Genomic DNA, 23104 nt, shown 5'->3' on the forward strand with positions numbered 1-23104 from the left:
GGTAGATAAGCACCATCTAAGATAGCAATTTATGATTGCTCGCATGATGTATTTTGTATGAATCTGCCGCTGCGGCTTATTCATGGTTATTAGCCCTCTACTATTAGTCTTATACTATCGAATCTGTGCACCTAGCTGTGCCATGCTAACGCTATTAAAACTGGCTATTTTGAATAAATAAATGCATTTTGAGCAAGCCTGTCAAAGGAAGTAAGCGCGATTATGTCTAGTATTCCCTCATCCGTATCAGCTGTTGCCAATCATCCTTATGAAGACAATTCTATCATCGATGGCTTGGTGCTTCCTCTTGCCGATCACTGCTTTCACTGTGGTGACCCCGTACCTCAGCCACCGTTTCATGCTCAGATATTGGGCAAGTCGCGTGAGATGTGTTGTATGGGCTGTCAGTTGGCGGCCCAAAGCATTGTCGAGGCGGGTCTGGAGCAGTATTATCTTGATCGTTCGGAGATTAACCGCACGGCAAGCCTGCCAACCCAGCTGACACGCCTTGAGGTCTATGATCATGACGAGATAAAATCGCAATTCGTTTATGCGCAAGATGGGATGTCGGTGGCGGAGCTGTCAGTGAATAATTTACGCTGTGCGGCTTGTACTTGGCTGATTGAGTCGCGTCTCGATGAGCTAGAAGGTATTCGTAAATGTCAGGTGAATTTGACCAATCAGCGCATGCGAGTCATTTGGAATGAAGACAAATTACCAATCAGTCGCATTTTAGCGGTCATCAATGAAATCGGTTATGAGGCCAAGCCTTACAGGCAGGACACTCACGAAGCCATGCTGGCACGTCATAACAATCAGATGCTATTGCGACTTGGTATTGCCGCACTGGGTTCTATGCAGGCGATGATGTATGCCGTCGCGCTTTATTTTGGTGAATACAGCGACATGCTGATATTCCAGCGGGACTTTTTGCGTTGGGTCTCTTTATTTGTTAGTACGCCAGTATTTTTCTATGCAGGTGTGCCTTTCTTTACCTCAGCATGGTCGGCGATTCGCGCGCGTCAAGTCAATATGGATGTGCCTGTCAGTCTGGCTTTGATTATTACGTTCTTTGCCAGTCTCTATGCCACTATCACTGGGCAAGGGGAGACATACTACGACTCCGTCAGTATGTTTATTTTCTTTTTGTTGGCAGGGCGTTATATCGAGCATAATGCCCGTCTAAAAGCTGCCACTATGGCCAATGATTTGGTCGTGGTCGAGCCAGTCTTGGTTCAGAAAATCGCTGAAGACAAAGCCGCGGCAGCGCTTATTTTACAGCAGCTCAAAGACCATGAGTCTCAGCAAGGTGAGAGTGCTAAAAGTGACACTATGATAGGTGATACTGCTACGATAAATGACAATACCATCACACAGAGCAGTCATCTAGCACTTGATAACGCGCAAGGTGCACCGAGTGTCATGGTAGAAACAATGCCTGACTTTATGAAGCAGATGGGTGCCACTGTCCATCAGCTTACCGTACGTATTGCTAAGGACTGGCAGCTGTCACGCAACCACCGGACTGCGCCATCACAGCGAGAGGATGAGGTAGGCTCAAGGCAAATGGTGACCGCGCATAGCTTGCAAGTGGGCGACATTATTTTGGTTGAGGCAGGTTCAGAGATTATCAGCGATGGGATTTTGCTGAGTCCGACTGCGACAGTGTCACAAAGTCTGCTCACAGGTGAGGGTGATTTAATCATCAAGTCTCAAGGGGATTATGTCGTTGGCGGTGCACAAAACGACAGCCAACCGTTTGAGATGCTGGTCACTGCATTACCGAAAGACAGTCAAATCGGTTTGATTGATAGGCTAATGAACCGTGCTATGAGCGAAAAACCCAAGCTGGCGCAGCAAGCAGATAAGCTGGCACGTTGGTTTGTCGCACGTATTCTAGTGTTGTCAGTCTTGGTATTTGTCGGCTGGTATATCGTCGATCCAAGCCAAGCCATTTGGGCCACCGTCGCAGTATTGGTCGCCACTTGTCCTTGTGCATTGTCATTGGCCACGCCGATTGCCTTGACGGTCTCGACCAATCGTTTGGCAAGCTATGGGTTTTTGACCACTCGTGGACATACGCTACAGACATTAGCCGAAATCACTCACGTCGCTTTTGATAAGACAGGCACGCTGACTTATGGTAAGCCAAATTTATTAAATATTGAATTGGTAGAGCAGGTAGGCGATAACAAGTCTGACGGTTCAGTCTTAGAGATGCAGACTGCCCAAAAAGACAATTTGTTAGCCATTGCCGCGGCTCTAGAAGTAGGGAGCCGTCATCCGATTGCCCATGCGCTATTGACCGCTGCTTATCAATTGCATTTGCCTCAAACGCAAGCGTTGCAGCATTATCCAGCGGGCGGCGTAGAGGCAATGATTGATGGTGCCAGATACCGTATAGGCCACAAAGACTTTGCGCTAGGTAAAACCAATAACAGCGCTGATCATAGTATCAATGAAAATAATGATTTGACCATCGACTTGATGGCACAGCGAGCGAGCTCTGCAGTGGTCCTTTCTCATAAATCTGCTGATGTAAATGAGTGGCAAGCGCTGGCATGCTTTTATTTTAATGATAAGGTGCGTGATAGTGCCCAATCGATGCTCGACACGCTGAAAGGGTTAGGTATCGAGTCTGTGATGCTGACGGGCGATCCAAGCCCGCAGGCACTGGTGATGGCTGAGCGTTTAGGCATACAGTCGGCCTATAATGGTCTATCACCAACTGACAAGGTCAACCATATTCAGCAACTGCAAGCCAACGGTGCAGTTGTACTGATGGTTGGCGATGGCATCAATGATGCGCCAGTATTGGCAGCGGCTGATGTCTCTACCTCGATTGCAGGCGCTGCCGATTTGGCGCAAGTATCGAGTGACAGCATTATCTTAAATGGTCAAATCGAAGCCATCACTGCTGCTAAACGTATCTCTGATAAAACAGAGCGTATCATTAAGCAAAACTTCCGCTGGGCGCTCGCTTACAACAGTATCGTACTGATACCCGCTGCGTTAGGGTATGTCCCGCCATGGCTTGCTGCGATAGGTATGTCGCTCAGCTCGCTGTTTGTCGTGTTAAATGCACTGCGCTTAAAACGCGCTTAGAAACTGAATTTACGACATAAGTACATTCTAATTATGAGCAAGTATTACTGAGCATCGTGCACAAAAAAACCGCCTCAGCTGTTTATATAGTTGAAGGCGGTTTTTTCTATACAGAGTTACTGTTGGACAGTTGATTTAATTAGTCTTGTAGATAGCTCAAGAGACGCATAAATTCAATATACATCCATACGAGGGTCGCAAGAATACCAATGCTGAACAGCCATTCGTAGTCTTCTGAGATACCCATTGCCACACCTCGATCAATATTATCAAAATCTAATAGCAGCGTGAAAGAAGCGATAACAATCACAAATAGGCTAAAACCGATAGCAATAGCGCCGCCTTCAAATAAGAATGGTAACGTTGAGCCAAAGGCTAAAGATAGTACCCACTGTGCTACGTAGACAAGCATAATCGCAATAACTGCTGAGGTTACGATAGAGCGGAACTTTTCAGTGACTTTAACCAGACCTGAGCGATATAAACCTAGCATGACTGCTGCAGTCACAAAAGTCGCACACATCGCCGTCACTGGAACGGTTGGGTACATTCTCATAAAGAACAGTGAGATACCGCCCAAAAAGATACCTTCTAGCAATGCATAAGGCACGGCCAATGTCTTCGCTTTTTGCGGCTTAAAGGTGATAAACAAGGCAAGCACGAATGCAGCAATCATACTACCAAAGGCTGCCATCGTAATGAAACCTTGCGATAAACCAGCCATAAGCGCATAAAAGAAAAAGCCCACACCAGTAATAGCAGATAAGCCAAGTAACAGACTGGTCTTTTGAATCACACCTTTGACCGTCATTGGAGTACCGCCGATCGCAAGCTCTGCGCGACTGACAATAGGGTTGGCCATACATAAGTCCTTAATAATAAAATATAAAAATAGAATGTCAGTTACTTTAGCAAAACTGCCATTATTGTCAACTGTGTTTGCGTGACTACTAGCAGGGGTTTTGCAGCGTCCTAATGCGGGTCATTGACGAGCGTACAAAAACCTCAAAGTAAGGAGATGATTCTGTCTAAAGTAAGGGGTTGATTACTCTAAGATGGGGGCGGTTACGACAGTTAACAACGATAATTCACAAACATGCTAGTCTAAGCGCGCATTTATCGCTATCATTACTCTGTACTTCACCGTTATACCGAGTCGTTTTATGGAAAACTCAGCGCAGTCAGCAAGATTGCCACACTTAGATGAATCAGAGCTATTCCACGCTATCAAAAACCCTGCTTTTAGGCGTATTGGCCTAATGGGCCGCGCTGGTAAACGCAGCGTCACCAAAAGCTTGGTACAGATTGCCCAAACCATCAATGATATGAATCTCACATTAATAATGGATGTACAGACCGCTCATCTGCCAACGCTAAACCTTAATGAGATCGAAAGAGTCAAAATCGTTAAGCGCGCTTTGATTGGAGAGATTTGTGATTTGGTCATCGTGGTGGGCGGTGATGGGTCGATATTACATGCCGCTGAGGCATTGGCGCGCTACCGTGTACCCGTATTGGGTGTCAACCGTGGCCGCTTAGGGTTTTTGGCAGATGTCAAACCTAACGAAGCGGCTTTTAAGCTACGTCAAGTATTGATGGGAAACTATCAGCTGGATCATCGATTTTTGCTCACGATGGAGATACGAGAAGGGCGCAATATCATTCATGAAGACATGGCGCTCAATGACATCGTATTGCATGCTGGAAAGTCTGTACACATGATCGATTTTCAGATGAAAATTGATGGACACGATGTTTATAGACAACACAGCGATGGCTTGATAGCTGCCACACCGACTGGCTCTACCGCTTATGCCTTGTCTGGCGGTGGTCCTATTATTCATCCCAGTATGGATGCTATTTGTTTGGTGCCTATGCATCCGCATACCTTGTCTAGCCGTCCGATTGTGGTCAGTGGTAATAGCGAGGTCTGTATTCGCATTCACGAAGACAATCGCACGCAGCCAATGGTCAGCGCCGATGGCAAACCAAGTGTACCGCTTGAACAAGAGCAGCGGCTATATATTCGTAAGCATCCTGACAAGCTCACTTTATTGCATCCGCCCGGGTTTGATTTTTATGAGGCGTGTCGCACAAAGTTGCACTGGAACGTACATGCCGAAGAATTCAGTCTTGATATCGATGATGATATGATGGACGATGAATAAGTGTGCCCGTTATATAAACACATTATATTTAATATGTTATAAAAAATAGTTGTGGAGAGTAGGTAAGATGGACAAACAAACGATACTAGAGAGTCTGACGCCTGAAGTGGTTGATAAGTTTCGTATGGCAATTGAGCTAGGCAAATGGCCTGATGGTCGTAAGATTACTGCTGAACAGCGCGAAACCTGTATGCAAGCGGTGATGGTATGGGAGCATGAGCATCTAGCGCCTGCTGAACGTACGGGTTACATTCATAAGCCAGTGAAAGACGATGGCTCTACCGTTGGGGCTGAATGTGATGTCGAACACGAACATCATTATCCCAATATGCCCAATCCTAAAGGGGCGGTGCAACCGGTGAAGTTTCGCGACAAATAAGTCATTATAGGATAAGCCGTTCTTAAATAAGACATCATAAAAAAGCCACGCTAATCAGCGTGGCTTTTTATACGTAATTAGAGGCTTTACAGTATAGATAATTTTTTCAATTCACAATTGATTAAAGTGCAGTCGTATCAACACTAGGACGAACGGTTAGCGGATTTTTTTGCATCAAAAACCCTTGCCAGCCCCAATGTAAAAAATTGCGAATATTGGCATGATCAGTACCTTTTGGGGTTGCTTGAACCTTGGCATAGTGTTCACCAAAAAGTTTTAGCGTGTCCAATTGGTTTAGGCCATGGTGCTTAGCAAAACCGAAAACCTTTGCGCTGCCTTCGTTTTCACCAGCGGCATTATGTACCATGCCGTTGACAAAAGGCGCAGGTGCATAGCGATAAAAATCATCGATAAAGCTGATAACATCATTGAATCCAATGGCTTTTTTGTTCAAACCATTAAGTAATGCCGATACATCTGATTGGCGGATACTCATAAATAAATGACCTCAGAGCAGATTAAAAACAATATAATGCTTATGTATGCTCAGTTGTGATTGATAATTACGTATTGACGCATTCGTTACTATTAACTAGCGATTAAAGTAATCTTCGTCATCGAAAGAAGGCGAAAAGTTGCCTTGCTCAAGATGCTGCATTTGCGACTGTACAGAACGCTCATGCTGAATACGTTGATAAATCTCTTCGCGATGTACAGCAATATCTTTAGGTGCATTCACACCGATACGTACTTGATTGCCTTTAACACCCAACACAGTCACACTTACTTCATCGCCAATCATTAGCGTTTCGCCCACACGGCGTGTCAAAATTAACATGCGTCACACTCCTTATGTCGCATCAACAAATTATTACTCATTAGATCACTTCTCAATTGCAGGACATTACCGTCGTACTCAACATCTCATATATCAATGACTATAATGTTTGATAATCATCATAGGCGATGTCGTCTCAATAACGGCAATGATAGGTAGATTCATTTAGCCCAAATGAAAGCCCCATTATAGGGGGCATAACAGATACTGTCACGGTTTTTCACAAAACTATTAGATAATTACTAACCCTAATTATTATAAAAAACAAAATAGGATCTAAAAAAGATCCTATTTTTTACGTACTATTCAAAGTTATGAATAGCGGCCATGCAAATTAGCATCACGGCTAACACTATCTTTTAATGATCTTGTATATTATAGCCCAGCGATTTTACTTTCACCGTCTTCACGATCGAGGCCAAATGCGGTGTGCAATGACTTAACGGCTTTTTCTAAGTGTTGGTCTTGAATTAAGACAGACACTTTGATTTCGCTGGTCGATATCATCTGGATATTGATGTTGTTTTCGGCCAATGTTTGGAACATGAGGCTAGCAACCCCTGCGTGTGAACGCATACCAACACCAACCAATGAGACTTTGACCACTTCACTATTGCCTGAGATCTCTTTGGCACCAATCTCATTTTTGACTTCTTCATTCAATACTTTCAACGTCTTGTCTAAGTCAGAGCGGTTGACAGTGAAAGTAAAGTCGGTGGTGCCGTTATCCGAAAGATTCTGCACGATCATATCGATTTCGATATTGGCGCGGCCAATGGGGCTTAGGATAGCAGAGGCAATACCAGGATGATCAGGTACACCGCGTACTAAGATTTTTGCTTCGTCTCGATTGAACGCGATGCCTGAGATGATTGCCTGTTCCATATTGTCTCCTTCGTCTATCGTAATTAGGGTGCCCACGTTGTCTTGAAACTCTTGGTCAAAGCTGCCGTCAGTGTTTTCATCAAAGCTTGAGAGTACACGTAGTGGCACGCCGTATTTGCCCGCGAATTCTACTGAGCGAATCTGTAGGATTTTAGAGCCCAGACTTGCCATCTCAAGCATTTCTTCAAACGTAATCTTTTCAAGCTTTTTGGCTTTTGAGGTCACACGAGGGTCAGTGGTATAAACGCCATCAACGTCGGTATAAATCTGACATTCATCAGCACCCAGTGCCGCTGCAATGGCAACGCCTGTGGTATCCGAACCGCCGCGCCCTAACGTGGTCGCGTTGCCGTCTTCATCAATACCTTGAAAACCTGCGACGATGACGATATTGCCAGCATCTAACTGCTCACGTATGTTTTTATCATCGATGCTTTCGATACGGGCTTTATTATGGGCATTGTCTGTTTTGATCGCGACTTGACGGCCAGTCATTGAACGCGCGCCAATACCAAGCTCTTTGATCGCCATAGCGAGGAGCGAGATAGACACTTGCTCACCCGTTGAGACCATTTGATCGTATTCACGCGGGTCAGGCTGTGTGCTAATTTGGCGGGCAAGATCAATCAAACGGTTGGTTTCGCCGCTCATGGCAGAGACCACAACGACGATTTGATGGCCATTGTCATGCCAGCGTTTGACTCGTTTGGCGACGTTTTTGATGCGGTCGATACTGCCCATCGAGGTGCCGCCATATTTCTGTACTATTAACGCCATAAAAATCTACCTATTATTCATTAATGACCTTTCATTATCATTGATGAGGGTCAATGTGATACTCGTCAATGCTAGGGCATGTCCTCAATTCAATCGATAGTCATCTAAATGGATTAAAAATGGCTAAATCTTGCCAAACAGCGTCAAATAGCTGACTAATATCTTGATATTATCTGCGCGATTTTTCTTGTTTGACTGCAATTTATCTCATTTTTATAACCATTTTTAAAATGAGGACACGCCCTAGTATAGATAAAGCCAGATTATAAGAGTTACGCCCTATGCTTTTCATTCATCTAACCGTCGCTGTTGTAGAGGTAGTGAATGAGTAATATGTCCAAACGTTGACCTTTATACCATATCTACATCGTAACTTTAAGCCTTAGCGTCACTTAGATGTATGGCGATTGGTTATAGTGGTTATAACCAATCGCGTGTTCTGTGTGCAGTAGACTGGAGTAATGCTCTGTGTCCATGGCTTTTTCAGGACTGGCTAAGTTGGGTTTCAATCCAAGCAGGTAGGGCGCTCACAACCGCGCTCGTGTTGGCCGCTTTTGGTGCGCCGCCTTGTGCATAATCTGGCTTACCACCGCCTTTACCGCCCAGCTCACCTGCCAAATGACGAATGATATCGCCCGCTTTGACTTTGGCCGTAACAGATTTTGCGACGCTCGCTGCTAGTGCCAGCTGATCATCTTTATCACCAATCAATACAATGACGCTGTCAGGCAGTTTTGATTTGATGTCATCCATTAGCGTACGGATTGACTTGCCATCGACACCGCTTAACATGCTGATCAGCACTGGCGTACCTGCAATCGTTTGCACATCATCGAGTAAGTTGGCTGCTTGTGCACTGGCGATTTTTTGTTGCAAACGCTCTAGTTGCTTTTCTAGGTCGCGCTGCTTATCTGCCATGGTACGGACACGCTGAGCAACTTCAGGGCGTTTGACCTTAAGCTGACCGGCAAGCTCGCTGAGCTGCTGTTCGCTTTGCTGAATGTTTTTGACCGCATTCATACCAGTGACGGCTTCAATACGGCGAATACCAGCCGCAATACCTGATTCGCTAGTGATTTTAAGCACACCGATATTACCAGTACGCTGCACATGCAAACCACCGCATAGCTCGATAGAGAAAGGCTTGCGTTGACCTTCGACGATGCTGTCTGTACCCATCGTAAGCACGCGAACGTCACTGCCATACTTTTCACCGAACAGCGCCATCGCGCCTTGGCTCATGGCTTCATCAATCGACATGTTTTCGATACGGGCAGGGGTGTTGGCTTGGATTTGTTCGTTGACGAGACGTTCGATACGGCTGATTTCAGCAGTACTAACGGGCTTGTCATAAGAGAAATCAAAACGCAATACTTCGCTTGAGACCAGTGAGCCTTTTTGCGTGACCGCGTCGCCCAATACTTCTCTGAGCGCTGCGTGTAATAGGTGAGTAGCCGAGTGGTTTTTGGCACTGGCGGCACGGATGCTTGAGAGCACTTGGGCATCTGCCACTTGCTTAACATTAATCTCGCCCATGGTGACAACACCGTGATGGATAATCGCTTGGCCAGATTTTTTGGTGTCTTGGACTTCAAAGACGCCAGACGCAGTACGAATCTCGCCAAGCTCACCGACTTGACCACCACCTTCAGCATAAAAAGGCGTGCGATCGATTACCACGACACCTTCCATGCCTTCACTCAAGCTCTCTGCTGGATTGCCGTCTTGGTAAAGTGCCTCAACCGTCACGCCTTCTTCTTCAAGTTGCTCATAACCAATAAAGGTCGTCGGCGTTTCTACTTGGATAACACTGCTGTAATCGACGTCGAATTTGCCCGCATCACGCGCACGCTCACGTTGCGCTTGCATATGCTCATCGAACTCAGCTTCATCAATCACAATACCGCGCTCACGAGTGATATCAGCGGTCAAATCAAGCGGGAAACCATAAGTATCATAAAGCTTAAACGCCGCTTCACCAGAGAGCGTATCACCATCTTGCAAGCCTTCAAGTTCAGTGGCTAATAGTCGCAAACCTTGCGCTAGTGTCTTGGCAAACTGTGTTTCTTCTTTTTGAATGGCATTTTCGATGATGCTTTGCTTGTCTTTTAGATCAGGATAGGCGCTGCCCATTTCAGTGACGAGCGGCGCAACCATTTTATAAAAGAAGTCACTATCAGCACCCAGCTTGTTACCATGACGTACGGCACGGCGAATGACGCGGCGCAGCACATAACCACGACCTTCATTGCTTGGCGTGACGCCATCAGCAATCAAAAACGACACGGCACGGATGTGATCGGCAATCACCTTTAATGATGATTGCTGTTCATTATTGATCTCTAAAATCTCAGCCGCAGCATCCATCAGATGAGTGAACAAGTCTATCTCATAATTGCCATGCACGCCTTGCATGATGGCGCTGATACGCTCAAGTCCCATACCAGTATCGACACTTGGGGCAGGTAGCGGTAATAGCGTACCGTCCTTTTGACGGTTAAACTGCATGAATACGCAGTTCCAAATCTCAATAAAGCGGTCGCCATCTTCTTCAGGAGTACCCGGCAAGCCGCCTTCGATGTCGGCACCATGGTCATAAAAAACTTCGGTACAAGGGCCACAAGGACCTGTGTCACCCATTGTCCAAAAGTTGTCTGATGCGTAAGGCGCACCTTTATTGTCGCCAATGCGAATGATGCGCTCGCTTGGAATACCGATGTTTTTATTCCAAATCTCAAAGGCTTCGTCATCGGTTTCATAGATGGTGACATAGAGACGATCTTTATCAATCGCTAGCCATTTATCTGAGGTCAAAAACTCCCAAATATACTCAATACCTGATTGCTTGAAATAATCACCAAACGAAAAATTACCCAGCATCTCAAAAAACGTATGATGACGGGCGGTATAGCCGACGTTATCTAAGTCATTATGTTTGCCGCCAGCACGGACGCACTTCTGTGACGTCACAGCACGGGTATAGTCACGTGGCTCCATACCCAAAAAAGTTTCTTTGAACTGATTCATACCGGCATTGGTAAATAGCAATGTCGGGTCATTGTGTGGAATCAAGCTAGACGATGAAACTTGGGTGTGCTGCTTGCTTATGAAAAAATCGATAAAGGCTTGACGAATATCGGCTGAGCGAAATGGCTGGCTCACAGCGGCTCCTTACTGGCGGATAGAATTGAGTAAATGATATAAAATAATTTTGCAAGCGATTTTAGCACAAACGCCCAAGCTCTTGGTACAAGAGTTACATCTGCTGAGTGATTCTTCAAATGCAGCCATCGCTCATGTCACAAATTATAGAGGCTAATTGGTTAAGATTGCCGCATCAGTCTTATCAAGCTTGTCTGTTACCAACGGATTGGACTCAATTACTTGTACGGGTAAGTAACGCAGTTGTAGCTTGATGGGCAAATAATCAGGGAAGTTATCAGCCATATCTTGAGTAATAATGGTTTCTATTTTACGGACATCTTCTGAGGTGGGTAAGGTTTCACCGCGAATGACCGCTCGTACCACTTGATTGTCATCGAGCGTGTCGAACTGGGTATTGGTCAATACATTGCCTCGACCAATAAAGTAGCTATTGATCATTTCTTTGACACTACTCTCAAATACTTGTTGCTTGGCATTGGTTTGTAAATTAATGGTTAAGTAAGCACCTAGCGCGCCCAATAATAATAAAGTCACGGCGTTACGCTGCAAAAAAGTCAGATAGGTATTTGATTTATAGTCGTCATCGACCAAACGTCGAAACCCTAGCAGCCAAAGCACTAGGGCATTGGTAAATTGAATGGCAATAATGTTGGTCACTGCCAATAAGAGCGCGCCCAACCCAAGCTGCATCTCGCCATTGGCAAATAAAATACCACTAGCGGCAAGTGGTGGCACCAAAGCAGTCGCGACAGCAACACCGACGACAGCCACTGATAGATGCGGGGATACCATCGCATAAGCACCAGCTGTACCACCAGCTAAGGCAATCATCAAATCCATGGAGGTGGGCTGGGTGCGTGATAATATCTCTGCTGTTAGCGGCTGATCCTTATGTAGCCAACCAACAATAAAACCGACCAACACCACCAGTGAGACACCAGCAATGACAGTAATCAGCGACTTCCGTAATAGCGGCATACGGTGGTCAATGATAGCCAGCGCTACGCCAGTAATGGGGCCTAACATCATGGCAACTAACATGGCACCAATGACGACTGCTGCTGAATTGGTCACTAGTCCATAGCTGGCAATGATGGCAGACAGAATGTTCATGATGAAGTACATCTTGCTAGGCAGCGCATTCGCCTCAATCCTAACCCTTACCTCTGGATAATCTACCTTTTGATTGCTAAATTGTTCGGCGACAAATTGCTTATAAGATTCAAGCTTATCTTCTTTTTCTTTTTGGCCCTCTTCTTCATCACTTTCTGGTGCTTTGTCCGATTCAGTATCGGCATCTTGGCCACTATCCTGTGAGTCGTTAGATTTATTCTGATGATTATCATTAGATTCAATGTTAGTTTTAGGCTGATTAGCAGTTTTCTTAGCTGTTGATTGCATAGCAGCATTTTGGCTATCAGTTGCGGGCTTACTTTCAGCTTCTACAGTTACCTCAGCATCAGCATCAGTATTAATATCCTCTTGCGAGATGTGCTTTGCTGCCTCTGAAGCATCAGCATCTGGCTGAAAAAAGTCTGACCCTTGCTCTAATTTTGAGACCGATACAGATTCTTCGTCGCTCGATTGTATTTCAGACTCTAGTGTCACGACGACCACGTCCTCACTGATTGACTCCATCTTTATCTCGGCTTCAGGAGCCTTGGCATCAGCGGTCGCTTCATCTGCATCTGGATGAGTATCTGATTTCTCAGTATTGTCTGCTGCATCATCTGCTATTGACTCATCTGCTATTGAGCCATCTAAGGTATCTTTCAGATGTGAGTGCGCCATAGTGGTTGATGATGCGTTTTCAAGTATGGAGTCATTTGTGTTGGGATTTTTAGATGCAGTCATAGCAGATAGGATTCTTAATAGACAAAGAAAGTCATTATTGTAATGATAAACAGATAAAAATATAGGAGATTTTTAAGAATAGTGGGAAAGACTTATGAGGAAACAAGCGAAAAAAACGAGCGTTTTTTTGACTAAGTATAAAACCTTAATAATAGCATGGTTTTTAATACAAAGTCTTCCGTTATAACTGATATGAGGGTTCACGGTAAATACTTACTTTTTTTGTGGAATTAAGGTTAAATATGTTATATCCACAATAAATATAAGGAATAACTTATGAACTGGCCGCTATTTTCTGTTATATACTCAATGGCAGTAACCGTTACGATTGGACTTTTTATGATCGGTGCATTAGTTACAGGGTTTGATGAGATATTTCATATTCAAATAGCAGTAGGACTGGGCATTTTGGTATCTATCCCAGCAGGGTTATTCTTTACCAAAAAAGTCGGTAGTATCACTGGCAATGAGCAAGGGTATAAAGTGTAAGATATCTTCAGGGTATTCAACCATCATTTATAGTCAGACATAAAAAAAGACCTTGATATAGTTCAAGGTCTTTTTTGGTCACTATAATAACAGAGCGTTATTGAAGTTCGACTACTGCGCCATTTTCAACGTTTGCATAAACCTCTAGTACATCCCAGTTGGTCAAACGTACACAACCTGCTGACCCTTGGCGACTGATGCCTTCAGGTACTGGTGAGCCATGTAAACCATAAGAAGGCTTAGACAGTCCCATCCAAACAACGCCTACTGGATTATTTGGTCCTGGTGCGATCATGTGCACTTTCTTTTGAGCGCCTTCGCCGACGGTCGACTTATACCAAGGCATTTTCACTTTATTGATAATCTTAAACGTACCTTTTGGTGATGGTGTAGCGGCACTACCGACAGTCGTCGGATAGGTAGCAACCAGTTTGTCACCATTGTATGCATACAGTGTTTGGTCTGCTTTGTTAGCTACGATACGGTTGATACGTTGGTTAAGCTCGCCACGGTTGTTCAATACGGTGATGGTTTCACCGACTTTGTACTCTTTGTTCTTGTTCAACTTATCAAGGTAGCGTACGTCCATGTGGAAACGTTCGCCGAGCATCTCTTTGATGTCTTGATAATATAAACCTTTCATTTTTGACTTGGCTTCTGAACCAGAAGGGGTAGTCGCAAAGTTGGTATCCAAATCTGCTTTAGTCAGCGTATAGGTAACCAGTACGGGCTTATTAGCAGGAATATTTTTGATCAAAGCATCCCATGTTTTTTGATCCATTTTACCCGTTGCTGGCAAGCCTTTCATGGTTTGGAAGTTGACAAGGGCTTTTTTACTGTTCATACCCCAACCACCATCGATAGGACCAGGAGAAGCATGGTTCCAATCCAGTAATGCCTGCATCTTGATAGTCATCGCCGAGTTGACTTTCATATTTGGTGACCAGACAGCACTATTCACTTGCTTGGCATAGTTTGATAGGTTCAGAGTAGTGTGTTTTTTACCATCTTTGTCTTCGATATTTTTGATGGTAGGATCATCACTGAAGTCTTGACGTTTTTCGTTCTCAGGCAATTCAAAAGAAAGTGGGTCAGATGAATCGATCGATGAGAGATCGCTAGGAGCAGCAACCGCTTGACCTTCACTTATATCGTCAGTACGGTCAGCCTGCTCATCTTTACGCATCAGCTCAGCTGCGCTCATATTATCAGGCGCCGCCGCTTCTGTCTGTGCTTCCTTTGAATCAATCAATTGCGTCATGCGGTCAGCTGGTTTTGCGGCAGTGACAGGAGCGCGACTCTCTTGCACATTAAGGCTGACTTTCTTGGCGATACTAGGCATTGAGTCAGCGGTGCGTACTGGCAATGTGCGAGTACTGTCAGCGGTGGCAGCAAATGCAGTAGCACTGGCGCTAACGACAACGATAGATATGGCAGTAATAAGCGGTTTTATTTTCATCATATTGAGTTACTTGTGGTTGCTACTAATGAAGCTATTATGCGCATAATTAATAAGGTTCGCAAACTTTTGACACATATTTTTATGTCCGTAGGGTGCTAAACGTCAACTGCTGACGTATTCACTACAGTTGGGCAATAATTTAGCCATGGTATGTATGAAGTTTTGCTGGATTTTAACGTAAGTCACTTGTTATATATGCTATTTTTTTACACTAAAAAGCACAGTGATTGGCGCTATCTAGCGTTTGCGTCTATAATGGTTGGCTAGATTCTTATTTAATAAGTCAGCTCATTATAAAGAGCAATTTAACTTACCCGCATGTCGTCAGTGGACATGTAACCAGCAAGGTGCGATATGTCAGAAGACCAAACAATGAGCGCAGAAGAGTTTCAAAATCAGTACCTCAATGACGATGGTCTAGAGGGTGGTATGGTATTTGATTCAGAGACTGGGCTTCTCGGTGAAGATGATCAATTTGCCAATTTGCCTGCAGAGCTCGAAGAAGCACGCGAGCAGCTGGTCAGTATTCGTGATTTTATACGTTTTTCGGTTACTCAGCTTCGTAATTATGATGTGGTCGTGGCTCAAGGAACGACTGATGAGTTTGCTGAAGCATCGGCGATAGTATTGCATTCTTTGTCGTTAGATTGGTCGGCGAATGAGCAGATTCTAGACTGCCGGTTGACCACATCAGAGAAGCAAGTGGTACTGAGCTTGCTAGAAGAGCGTATCGCTGAGCGTAAGCCTTTGAGCTATTTGATTAATTTATCGTACTTTTGTGACCTGCCTTTTTATGTCGATGAGCGAGTTTTGATTCCGCGTTCACCTGTGGCAGAGCTGATTCGTCAGCAGTTCCATCCGTACTTTGACACCAATGAGCTGGCCAAGCCATTGGGTATGAACGTCAACGATCAGGCAACCGCTTTTTACGATCATGGTTTGGATATCAAGCAACTATCACAGCCTGAGCGTGTTTTAGACTTATGCACGGGTTCTGGTTGTATTGCGATTGCGCTTGCAACACGTTTCGTCGATGCCTTGGTCGATGCCGTGGATATTGATAAAGGTGCGCTTGAAGTGGCGATGGTCAATGTAGATCACCATGATCTTGGTCATCAAGTGAATGTGATTGAGTCGGATCTGTTTGCCAAGATTCCTGCTGAAAATCAATACGAGCTTATCGTTACCAATCCTCCATATGTCGATGCTGCTATCATGGCAGATTTACCACCTGAATTCTTATACGAGCCTGAGCACGCATTAGCGGCAGGTCAAGATGGACTGGATCTGGTACATCGCATTCTTTTTGAAGCACCAGATTACCTAAGCCCAGAAGGCTTGCTTGTCTGTGAAGTAGGCGATAGCGAATGGGCACTAAAGCAAGCCTATCCTGAGATTCAGTTTGACTGGTTGAAGTTTGCTCATGGCGGTCATGGGGTGTTTGCGATTACCTATGATGAGCTAATGGCGCATCGTCAGCTGTTTGCTCCTTTTGTGCAGATGTTAGACAGTCATCAATAGGTCTAGACTGGCAGTCAAAAATTATAAATAATGGGTCAAATTAGCATAAGTTGCGTTTACTTGTTTAAGGATAAATATGGCAGGCAATAGTATTGGGCAAGTTTTTACGGTTACCACGTGCGGTGAGTCGCATGGTGCTGGTCTCATGGCAATCGTCGATGGCGTACCACCGGGTTTAGCATTATCCGCAGAAGATTTGCAGATTGATCTAGATCGCCGTAAACCGGGTACGTCTAAGTACTCGACCCAGCGCCGCGAGTCTGACGAAGTTGAGATTATCTCTGGTGTGTTTGAGGGTAAGACAACTGGAACGTCTATTGGCCTGCTGATTCGTAATACCAATCAAAAATCCAAAGACTATAGCGAAATCAAGGATACCTTCCGTCCCGGTCACGCCGATTATACTTATAGTATGAAGTATGGTTTTCGTGATTATCGTGGTGGCGGGCGCTCTTCGGCGCGTGAGACTGCGATGCGTGTGGCGGCAGGCGCTATCGCTAAGAAATATCTACAAGAGCGCTTGGGTGTACAAGTCCGTGGTCATGTCACGCAAATTGGCAATGAGTACAGCAATATTCTAAACCCAAGCCAAATTGATTGGGACTTTGTGAATAGCAACCCGTTCTTTTGTGCGGATGCCGATGCTGTCAGTCGCTTTGAGACTTTGATAGATAACCTACGCCGTGAAGGTACTAGCTGTGGCGCACGTTTAGAGATTATCGCCAGTGGTGTACCCGTTGGACTGGGTGAGCCGGTATTTGATCGTCTCGATGCAGATATCGCTCATGCCATGATGAGTATCAATGCCGTCAAAGGTGTTGAGGTTGGGGACGGAATGGCAGTCGCAGGGCAGTTTGGTCATAGCTCTCGTGATGAGCTGACGCCTGATGGCTTTACGGCCAATCATGCTGGCGGTATTTTAGGTGGCATTTCCTCAGGACAAGATATTCGCGTTAGTATCGCGCTTAAACCAACCTCTAGTATCACTACCGCTGGCAAGAGTATCAATACGCAGGGCGAGTCGGTTGATATGCTCACCAAAGGTCGTCATGACCCTTGCGTTGGGGTACGTGCCACGCCCATTGCAGAAGCCATGCTAGCCATTGTTTTATTGGATCACTATCTGCGTCATCGCGGTCAAAACGCGGATGTGATGCAGCCAGTAGAGTCGATTACTTAGGGTGGTTTTTCGAATTATACCCTAGAGATTTAAGCCCTTGATTGCTTCTGATAATTTTATTAGAAATAACCAAGGGTTTTTTTGTGGCAGATTAAAAATGAGTGATTCAACAGACCTTAATAAAGTGGATTCACTTTGAAACAGATACAGTGCGACTGGGATGAGTTTTTCGTAGCCTTAATAATAGTTCTAAGCAGCTACTTGATAACCATCAACCGCCACACACTGCTGATGGCGAAATACCAATAGCAGTTGTTGACTGGGAATGGCCAACCAATGGCCGAATTCGATACTATCGATGCCTTGGTTCGATAAGGCCTGCACGCAATGCTGACGATTATAGCCTAAGCAATTTTTTATCATTTGGTTTTGGTTAGTAGGTTTTTTCATAGCATTTCTATCCTTAGTTTTGATAACGAATTTGAATGACGCTATCGTAAAACAAGCAGATAGAAAACCTGTGTAGGAACGATGGAAATTTAATGAATTGTCGTTATTAATCATTTTTTTCTGAGTATAGAAAGTGAGCGCGTCTATTTTAGCCAAACATTTATTCTTTAGCTAAAGGCAAAGTAATACTGACCATTACGCCTGAATACTGCGTAATAGCAGCATTATTTTCATTGCTATTGCTACTACTGTCATCAGTATTTGCTTGAATATTCTTAATAGCAACCTGACCGCCATGATGTTCAATTACTTGCTTCACAAGGGTTAAGCCAAGTCCCGTCCCTTTTTTTGGCGTATTGCCAGACATGCTAGGCTGTGTTTGCTCAGTATCGGCAGTTGAACTTTTCTCTGTTGAAAATGTTGATAGAGGCTCTGATGTAGTATCAGTAGATTGACTCTGGTGCGACAAGCTGAAATAACGGTCAAACGCTTTACCAACGGCATACTCAGGTAATAGCTTACCATTATTAAAGATATCAATAGTCACAGTTTGCGCAGAATTGTTTTGCGCGGTGCTGTGCAGATAAATAGCGACTGTGCTATCGGCAAAGTGGATGGCGTTATCCAATACGTTTTGCAGCACCTGTACCAACCAAAACTGGTCAGCGCAAACGCTAGTAGCTGTTAATACTTCTGCTGGTAAGTTCACAGTATCAGCAACTCGTTTATCATCAAGATAGATGTCGATAGGCGCTAGGTGCTGCTGTTGCAATTTAGCGGTATTGTTTTTTGCAAGAGTTTGTAATAACGGTAGTAGAGGTGTCAGCTGCCGATTCAGCTTAAAGCTCGGTTGTTCAACCTTGGCAAGTAATAGCAAACGGTCAATTAATTGCTGCATTTTGATACTTTGTTCACCAATGGATTGGATGAGCATCTGTCGGTCTTCCTCATCAAGCCCGTCGTCTTCTAGCAACTCACTGCTGGCGCGGATAGCAGTTAAGGGGCTTTTGAGCTCATGGGTGAGGGTATGGACATAGTCGGTGACATAGGCACGATTTTCCAACCGATGCTTCATAGATTCAATGGTATTTGTTAGGCTGTTAAGCTCATGACCTAAGTAAAAATAGGGCTTTTTGGTATCCTCTGCCAGCGCACTGGTATATTGGGTAACCAAGGTGATGCTTTGCTTAAGCCACCATGCGACCAGTCCTGCTAATATAAGGGCAGCAATACTCATGAGCAGTGCTGTGATAAGCATGCGATTGCGCGTATTGTCCAAATAAGGCAACACGCTAGCGACAGGCTTGCCCACACTGACAACACCAATGATGTCACCAGCATTATCTTTTATTGGCTGTGCCACATACATGACTGAGCCATCACGCTGCTGATAGTCTCGCAGCGTGCTTCTAGCACCATATTGGCCTTTTAGTGTCAGATAGACATCATTCCAGCGACCATAGTATCGACCCTCACTGCTCTCAGATTTAGGTAAGGAGTCATAAATGACCACGCCTTTACTGTCTGTTACATATATCCGAAAGCTACTATAGCTTTTGGTTTGATTGACATCTCCTATCGAGTCGTCCATCGCTGGCACGCCGATAAATGCTGAATCCAGTCTGGCTTGATAAGCCTCATCATATATCTGCCCAGTAGAGAGCGGTATTTGCAAGCTAGCGGCCAACAGTTTACTGGTATCTAATAAGGTGTCCTCGATGACCTGTTGCGCCGTCGGTTTGACATAACCAAACAGCTGAGTAAATGCGACCACACCGCAGATAATCAATACCAACGCCAACGCAAGCCAAATCCTAAAAAAAATACTCAAATTCAGCAGTCGTTTTGGTTTAGTCGTTTGCTGCGCGGTGCCAATGGGATGCAGTTTTGCATACCAATTGCTTTGGCTGGCATCAATGCTATTGTCAGCTTTGTTATTAATATGAGTATTAGGGCGGCTATTAGCGCTATCACTGGTTTTATGATTCATATTTTTAGGTATGCTATTTGACGTTATAGAAGATCGATTTTAATCAAAATATGGCTATATAGTTGATACTAAATAAAATGGGTACACGACATGATGATGCGTGACTGGCACAAACTTTTCTTGCTTGCTGTGCCTACGCAGACAGAGGCTACGAAAAATTTATACCAGTCACGCTGTCCCTTTTTTATATTGACCTGACTATAGTTAGTTATGACTAAGCGGGACATAATGCGTAACCCAATCCACGATGAGTATGAATGACCTCAATGCTCGCGTCGACAGTGGCCAGCTGCTTACGAATGGACTTGATATGACTGTCTATGGTTCTGGCCAAGCGATGATCAGGGTAGTCGCTCACAGCGCTGAGTAATTGCTCACGGCTAAAGACTTGATTGGGTGCTTGCAATAATGTCAGCAAAATTTTGCGCTCGGTATTGCTGAGCTCCAGCTTTTGCTCTTGCCACATCAAGGAGTAATTGAGCGGTTGGTAATGCCAAACGCCAGATTGACATTCAAACGTCAATGCGTGCCCTGACATACTGTTCGATGAAGCACGGTTAGTGGTATTATCAGTGGCTGTGGTATGAGTAGCAGATTGCTTAGACAGTAATTGCTCACGTCGCCAAATGGCTTTTAGACGGGCAACCAACTCGCGCGGGCTAAAAGGCTTGGCACAATAATCATCACCGCCCATCTCTAAACCCAAAATTCTATCAACCTCGTCGCTACGAGCCGTCAAAAATACGATAGGGATGTCTTTTAAGCCATCGATATCAGGGGTGTGCCGTATTTGTTGGCAGAGGCTGAGACCATCACCATCTGGCAAGCCAACATCTAAAATAATCGCCGATAGATCTTGCGCCTCAAGGTTATGAAGCATTGGTAACACGCTGCTCGCATTGTCTAGCCAAGTGATTTTCCAGCCTTCACGTTTGCAAGTAACTTTGAGTGACATCGCAATAGCAGGGTCATCTTCCACCAGTAAAATATGGGTCATAGTTTCTATATCGTTTTATAATTTTAGTAAATTATCGTAGCACAAAACAGCAGCCTGCTCTTGCTACCACTATCCAAACAGTGTGAAAACTTGATGGAAAAGCAGGGTATTAGGGCATGTCCTCATTTTGAAAATGGAAATAAAAAGAGATAGATTTTTGCCAATCGATGGAAATTTTGCAGAGAATATGAACATATTGTCTATAAATTTTCGAAAAGTGGCGAGAATATAGCCTTTTTTAACCCATTTAAAAGGTTTTGTTCAGATTGAGGACACGCCCTAAGCAAATGGTCTATTATTTAATGATGCTGATACAACCAATGGAAAATAAAAAACCAGCTCAACAATAATTAAGCTGGTATTGGGTGTGTATTAATATTAGACACTTAGATAAGAAAAAGGAGTTGGATTAACCTATTTTAAGCCTTTGCAGTTGGCATAATAACTCACTGTAGCAGGCCAATCTGAAAAGATACCTTGGACACCGACGTCTTGTGCCAACACATCGATATAATTCATCATATCACCATCATTATTGATAGCCTCGCCAAGACCACTATAATACCAGTCACCGCCATTTGCCAGTGGACCTGAACGCTCTATTGACCACGTAATGATTTTTAGGTCATTGGCTTTTGCTTGTTTTGCATAGGCTGACGGTATCATTTTTCCATTGTCATCAGTTGTGACTAATAGCCAAAGTGCTGGCGCAATGATGTTAATGCCACGGGCTTTGATATCAGCCAAGGAGTGCTTCCATGTCGTCGCATCATCTTTATCAAACGTTTTGTTTTCAGCGGTTTCATTACTGTCATCGATGAGATAAACGGCATTGGCACCATAAGCTGGCTCATTTTTTATCCAGTAATCAAGGTCTTCTATATTGAACGACTGCGGAAATACATCGTTTGCAGGCACACCCGCTGCCTTATAAGTCTCTATGAGCTGCTGGCGGTAATCATCTAAACGATAGCCATTGAACGGCATGGTCACAGCGGGCGCTTTTAGCTCAGGCGTGTGCTTCATATCCAGTTGGCGTGCCAATGCGATATGCTCTTTCAAAGTCAATACCTTGCCATTTTGCGAGTATAAGTCTGTTCGCCAAGGTGCAGTCGCATTCATATATTCATCGATACTGGTCGCTTTTTTATTCGCGGCGTCCATTTTCCCTGTGAGGGTTTTGAATTCACTTGCGCTAATGTCTGAGGTACGGCATTCAATACTGTCGGCATTGGTCAGAACACCGTTAGAATCTATGATTGGCGGTACGGTGCACTGTTTGGCCAGCGGGGTAGCAAGGATATTAGTAGTGGTATGCAGATCGTCTTGTGCATGGCGGCAGACCAGCTCTCCGTCATTGGTAAAAGCCACATCGCATTCTAAGATGCCTGCGCCCATTTGTGCTGAGGCGACATAGCTGTCATAAGTGTGTTCAGGTAATTGCAGCGGTGCACCGCGATGCGCGATAGAAAAGTTCGTTTTGCTAGGTACTTGTGCTTTGCAAGCCATCAGCTCGTCTTTTAATGGTCCTGCATCCATGTCATTGACCAAATAGAAAGGCCGAACACCATAGGTATAGGCTTGAGGCTTAGCAGGCAAGCTTTTTGGTAGTTGTTTTAGGGATGGCTTAATGGTTTGATTTGATGTCTGAGTCAAGGTGGTATTGCGTATATCGTCTGCAGCCATTGATAGGGTGCAAGTAGCCCCTAGTGCTATGGCTATACTGACCGTTTTAACGGTTTTAAATGGCGTTTTTTTGAGTTGATTGAGCGTCGCCACTGAATTATCTAACATTGTCATGTAAACTGTCCCTACAAAAAGTGAAAAATAATAAGTACAATATTGCGGTCATTGACCCGTCCTTTACGTTACCTGATAATCTTTAAAAGATAATGACAGGCAAA

General features: G+C 44.6%; 16 protein-coding genes and 1 pseudogene. 6 read left to right on the forward strand and 11 right to left on the reverse strand.

The annotated features are described in order from the left end of the window. Positions 1-222: 222 nt before the first annotated feature. Positions 223-3105: a heavy metal translocating P-type ATPase gene (locus I6E86_RS03800; protein ID WP_197175447.1), complete on the forward strand. Its 2883-nt coding sequence runs from the start codon at positions 223-225 to the stop codon at positions 3103-3105. Between the two features lie 139 nt (positions 3106-3244). Here the strand turns inward: I6E86_RS03800 and I6E86_RS03805 are convergent, their stop codons facing one another. Continuing rightward, the gene (locus I6E86_RS03805) at positions 3245-3967 is read right to left on the reverse strand and encodes a Bax inhibitor-1/YccA family membrane protein (RefSeq protein WP_197175449.1); all 723 of its coding nucleotides are present in this window, start codon (positions 3965-3967) and stop codon (positions 3245-3247) included. A 301-nt stretch (positions 3968-4268) separates the two neighbouring features. Here I6E86_RS03805 and I6E86_RS03810 point away from each other — a divergent pair, with 301 nt between their 5' ends. Together I6E86_RS03810 and I6E86_RS03815 are read left to right on the forward strand one after the other, a co-directional pair. Then, on the forward strand, positions 4269-5273 hold the full coding sequence (locus I6E86_RS03810; protein ID WP_197175451.1) for an NAD(+) kinase: 1005 nt from the start codon (positions 4269-4271) through the stop codon (positions 5271-5273). Between the two features lie 67 nt (positions 5274-5340). Continuing rightward, positions 5341-5652, forward strand: coding sequence for a YeaC family protein (locus tag I6E86_RS03815; protein ID WP_197175452.1), 312 nt, complete (start codon positions 5341-5343; stop codon positions 5650-5652). A 121-nt stretch (positions 5653-5773) separates the two neighbouring features. On the opposite strand, the gene I6E86_RS03820 is transcribed toward I6E86_RS03815, so the two are convergent. The 5 genes and pseudogenes from I6E86_RS03820 to I6E86_RS03840 form a co-directional block, all read right to left on the reverse strand. Beyond that, positions 5774-6148: a HopJ type III effector protein gene (locus I6E86_RS03820; protein WP_194362945.1), complete on the reverse strand. Its 375-nt coding sequence runs from the start codon at positions 6146-6148 to the stop codon at positions 5774-5776. 174 nt (positions 6149-6322) lie between these two features. After that, a pseudogene (gene csrA, locus I6E86_RS03825) lies at positions 6323-6490 on the reverse strand (carbon storage regulator CsrA); the annotation flags it as partial. A 375-nt stretch (positions 6491-6865) separates the two neighbouring features. Beyond that, positions 6866-8152: an aspartate kinase gene (locus tag I6E86_RS03830; protein ID WP_194362946.1), complete on the reverse strand. Its 1287-nt coding sequence runs from the start codon at positions 8150-8152 to the stop codon at positions 6866-6868. A gap of 483 nt (positions 8153-8635) precedes the next feature. After that, positions 8636-11314, reverse strand: coding sequence for an alanine--tRNA ligase (alaS, locus tag I6E86_RS03835; RefSeq protein ID WP_197175454.1), 2679 nt, complete (start codon positions 11312-11314; stop codon positions 8636-8638). Positions 11315-11467: 153 nt separating this feature from the next. Beyond that, the gene (locus tag I6E86_RS03840; protein WP_197175456.1) at positions 11468-13171 is read right to left on the reverse strand and encodes a DUF389 domain-containing protein; all 1704 of its coding nucleotides are present in this window, start codon (positions 13169-13171) and stop codon (positions 11468-11470) included. 276 nt (positions 13172-13447) lie between these two features. On the opposite strand from I6E86_RS03840, the gene I6E86_RS03845 reads away from it, so the two are divergent. Then, positions 13448-13660, forward strand: coding sequence for a hypothetical protein (locus I6E86_RS03845; protein WP_197175457.1), 213 nt, complete (start codon positions 13448-13450; stop codon positions 13658-13660). A gap of 97 nt (positions 13661-13757) precedes the next feature. Here I6E86_RS03845 and I6E86_RS03850 read toward each other — a convergent pair whose 3' ends face one another. Next, entirely contained in the window at positions 13758-15002 is a 1245-nt protein-coding gene (locus tag I6E86_RS03850; protein WP_413786986.1) for a L,D-transpeptidase family protein, read from the reverse strand. Between the two features lie 474 nt (positions 15003-15476). Between I6E86_RS03850 and prmB the strand changes: the two genes are divergently transcribed. After that, entirely contained in the window at positions 15477-16643 is a 1167-nt protein-coding gene (prmB, locus tag I6E86_RS03855) for a 50S ribosomal protein L3 N(5)-glutamine methyltransferase (protein ID WP_010199439.1), read from the forward strand. A 76-nt stretch (positions 16644-16719) separates the two neighbouring features. Next, complete coding sequence (gene aroC, locus I6E86_RS03860; RefSeq protein WP_189584372.1) at positions 16720-17823, forward strand: chorismate synthase; 1104 nt, start codon at positions 16720-16722, stop codon at positions 17821-17823. 189 nt (positions 17824-18012) lie between these two features. Here aroC and I6E86_RS03865 read toward each other — a convergent pair whose 3' ends face one another. The 4 genes from I6E86_RS03865 to I6E86_RS03880 form a co-directional block, all read right to left on the reverse strand. Next, positions 18013-18213 carry a hypothetical protein gene (locus tag I6E86_RS03865; RefSeq protein ID WP_197175458.1) on the reverse strand — a complete coding sequence of 67 codons (201 nt, stop codon included), beginning with the start codon at positions 18211-18213 and terminating at the stop codon, positions 18013-18015. Between the two features lie 160 nt (positions 18214-18373). Further along, the gene (gene creC / locus I6E86_RS03870) at positions 18374-20203 is read right to left on the reverse strand and encodes a two-component system sensor histidine kinase CreC (RefSeq protein ID WP_197175459.1); all 1830 of its coding nucleotides are present in this window, start codon (positions 20201-20203) and stop codon (positions 18374-18376) included. Between the two features lie 214 nt (positions 20204-20417). Beyond that, positions 20418-21200: a response regulator gene (locus I6E86_RS03875; protein WP_010199450.1), complete on the reverse strand. Its 783-nt coding sequence runs from the start codon at positions 21198-21200 to the stop codon at positions 20418-20420. A gap of 414 nt (positions 21201-21614) precedes the next feature. After that, positions 21615-23000 (reverse strand): glycerophosphodiester phosphodiesterase family protein, encoded by a 1386-nt coding sequence (locus I6E86_RS03880; protein WP_197175460.1) that lies wholly within the window; start codon positions 22998-23000, stop codon positions 21615-21617. Positions 23001-23104 lie beyond the last annotated feature (104 nt).

It is taken from the genome of Psychrobacter sp. SWN149 (assembly GCF_015864565.1).
GTDB lineage: Bacteria > Pseudomonadota > Gammaproteobacteria > Pseudomonadales > Moraxellaceae > Psychrobacter.

Excerpts from the sequence above, each read along its gene's own strand:
- I6E86_RS03800 (WP_197175447.1), top strand. The coding sequence starts at position 223 with ATGTCTAGTATTCCCTCATCCGTATCAGCTGTTGCCAATCATCCTTAT.
- I6E86_RS03805 (WP_197175449.1), bottom strand. The coding sequence starts at position 3,967 with ATGGCCAACCCTATTGTCAGTCGCGCAGAGCTTGCGATCGGCGGTACT.
- I6E86_RS03810 (WP_197175451.1), top strand. The coding sequence starts at position 4,269 with ATGGAAAACTCAGCGCAGTCAGCAAGATTGCCACACTTAGATGAATCA.
- I6E86_RS03815 (WP_197175452.1), top strand. The coding sequence starts at position 5,341 with ATGGACAAACAAACGATACTAGAGAGTCTGACGCCTGAAGTGGTTGAT.
- I6E86_RS03820 (WP_194362945.1), bottom strand. The coding sequence starts at position 6,148 with ATGAGTATCCGCCAATCAGATGTATCGGCATTACTTAATGGTTTGAAC.
- I6E86_RS03830 (WP_194362946.1), bottom strand. The coding sequence starts at position 8,152 with ATGGCGTTAATAGTACAGAAATATGGCGGCACCTCGATGGGCAGTATC.
- I6E86_RS03840 (WP_197175456.1), bottom strand. The coding sequence starts at position 13,171 with ATGACTGCATCTAAAAATCCCAACACAAATGACTCCATACTTGAAAAC.
- I6E86_RS03845 (WP_197175457.1), top strand. The coding sequence starts at position 13,448 with ATGAACTGGCCGCTATTTTCTGTTATATACTCAATGGCAGTAACCGTT.
- I6E86_RS03850 (WP_413786986.1), bottom strand. The coding sequence starts at position 15,002 with ATGCCTAGTATCGCCAAGAAAGTCAGCCTTAATGTGCAAGAGAGTCGC.
- prmB (WP_010199439.1), top strand. The coding sequence starts at position 15,477 with ATGTCAGAAGACCAAACAATGAGCGCAGAAGAGTTTCAAAATCAGTAC.
- aroC (WP_189584372.1), top strand. The coding sequence starts at position 16,720 with ATGGCAGGCAATAGTATTGGGCAAGTTTTTACGGTTACCACGTGCGGT.
- I6E86_RS03865 (WP_197175458.1), bottom strand. The coding sequence starts at position 18,213 with ATGAAAAAACCTACTAACCAAAACCAAATGATAAAAAATTGCTTAGGC.
- creC (WP_197175459.1), bottom strand. The coding sequence starts at position 20,203 with ATGAATCATAAAACCAGTGATAGCGCTAATAGCCGCCCTAATACTCAT.
- I6E86_RS03875 (WP_010199450.1), bottom strand. The coding sequence starts at position 21,200 with ATGACCCATATTTTACTGGTGGAAGATGACCCTGCTATTGCGATGTCA.
- I6E86_RS03880 (WP_197175460.1), bottom strand. The coding sequence starts at position 23,000 with ATGACAATGTTAGATAATTCAGTGGCGACGCTCAATCAACTCAAAAAA.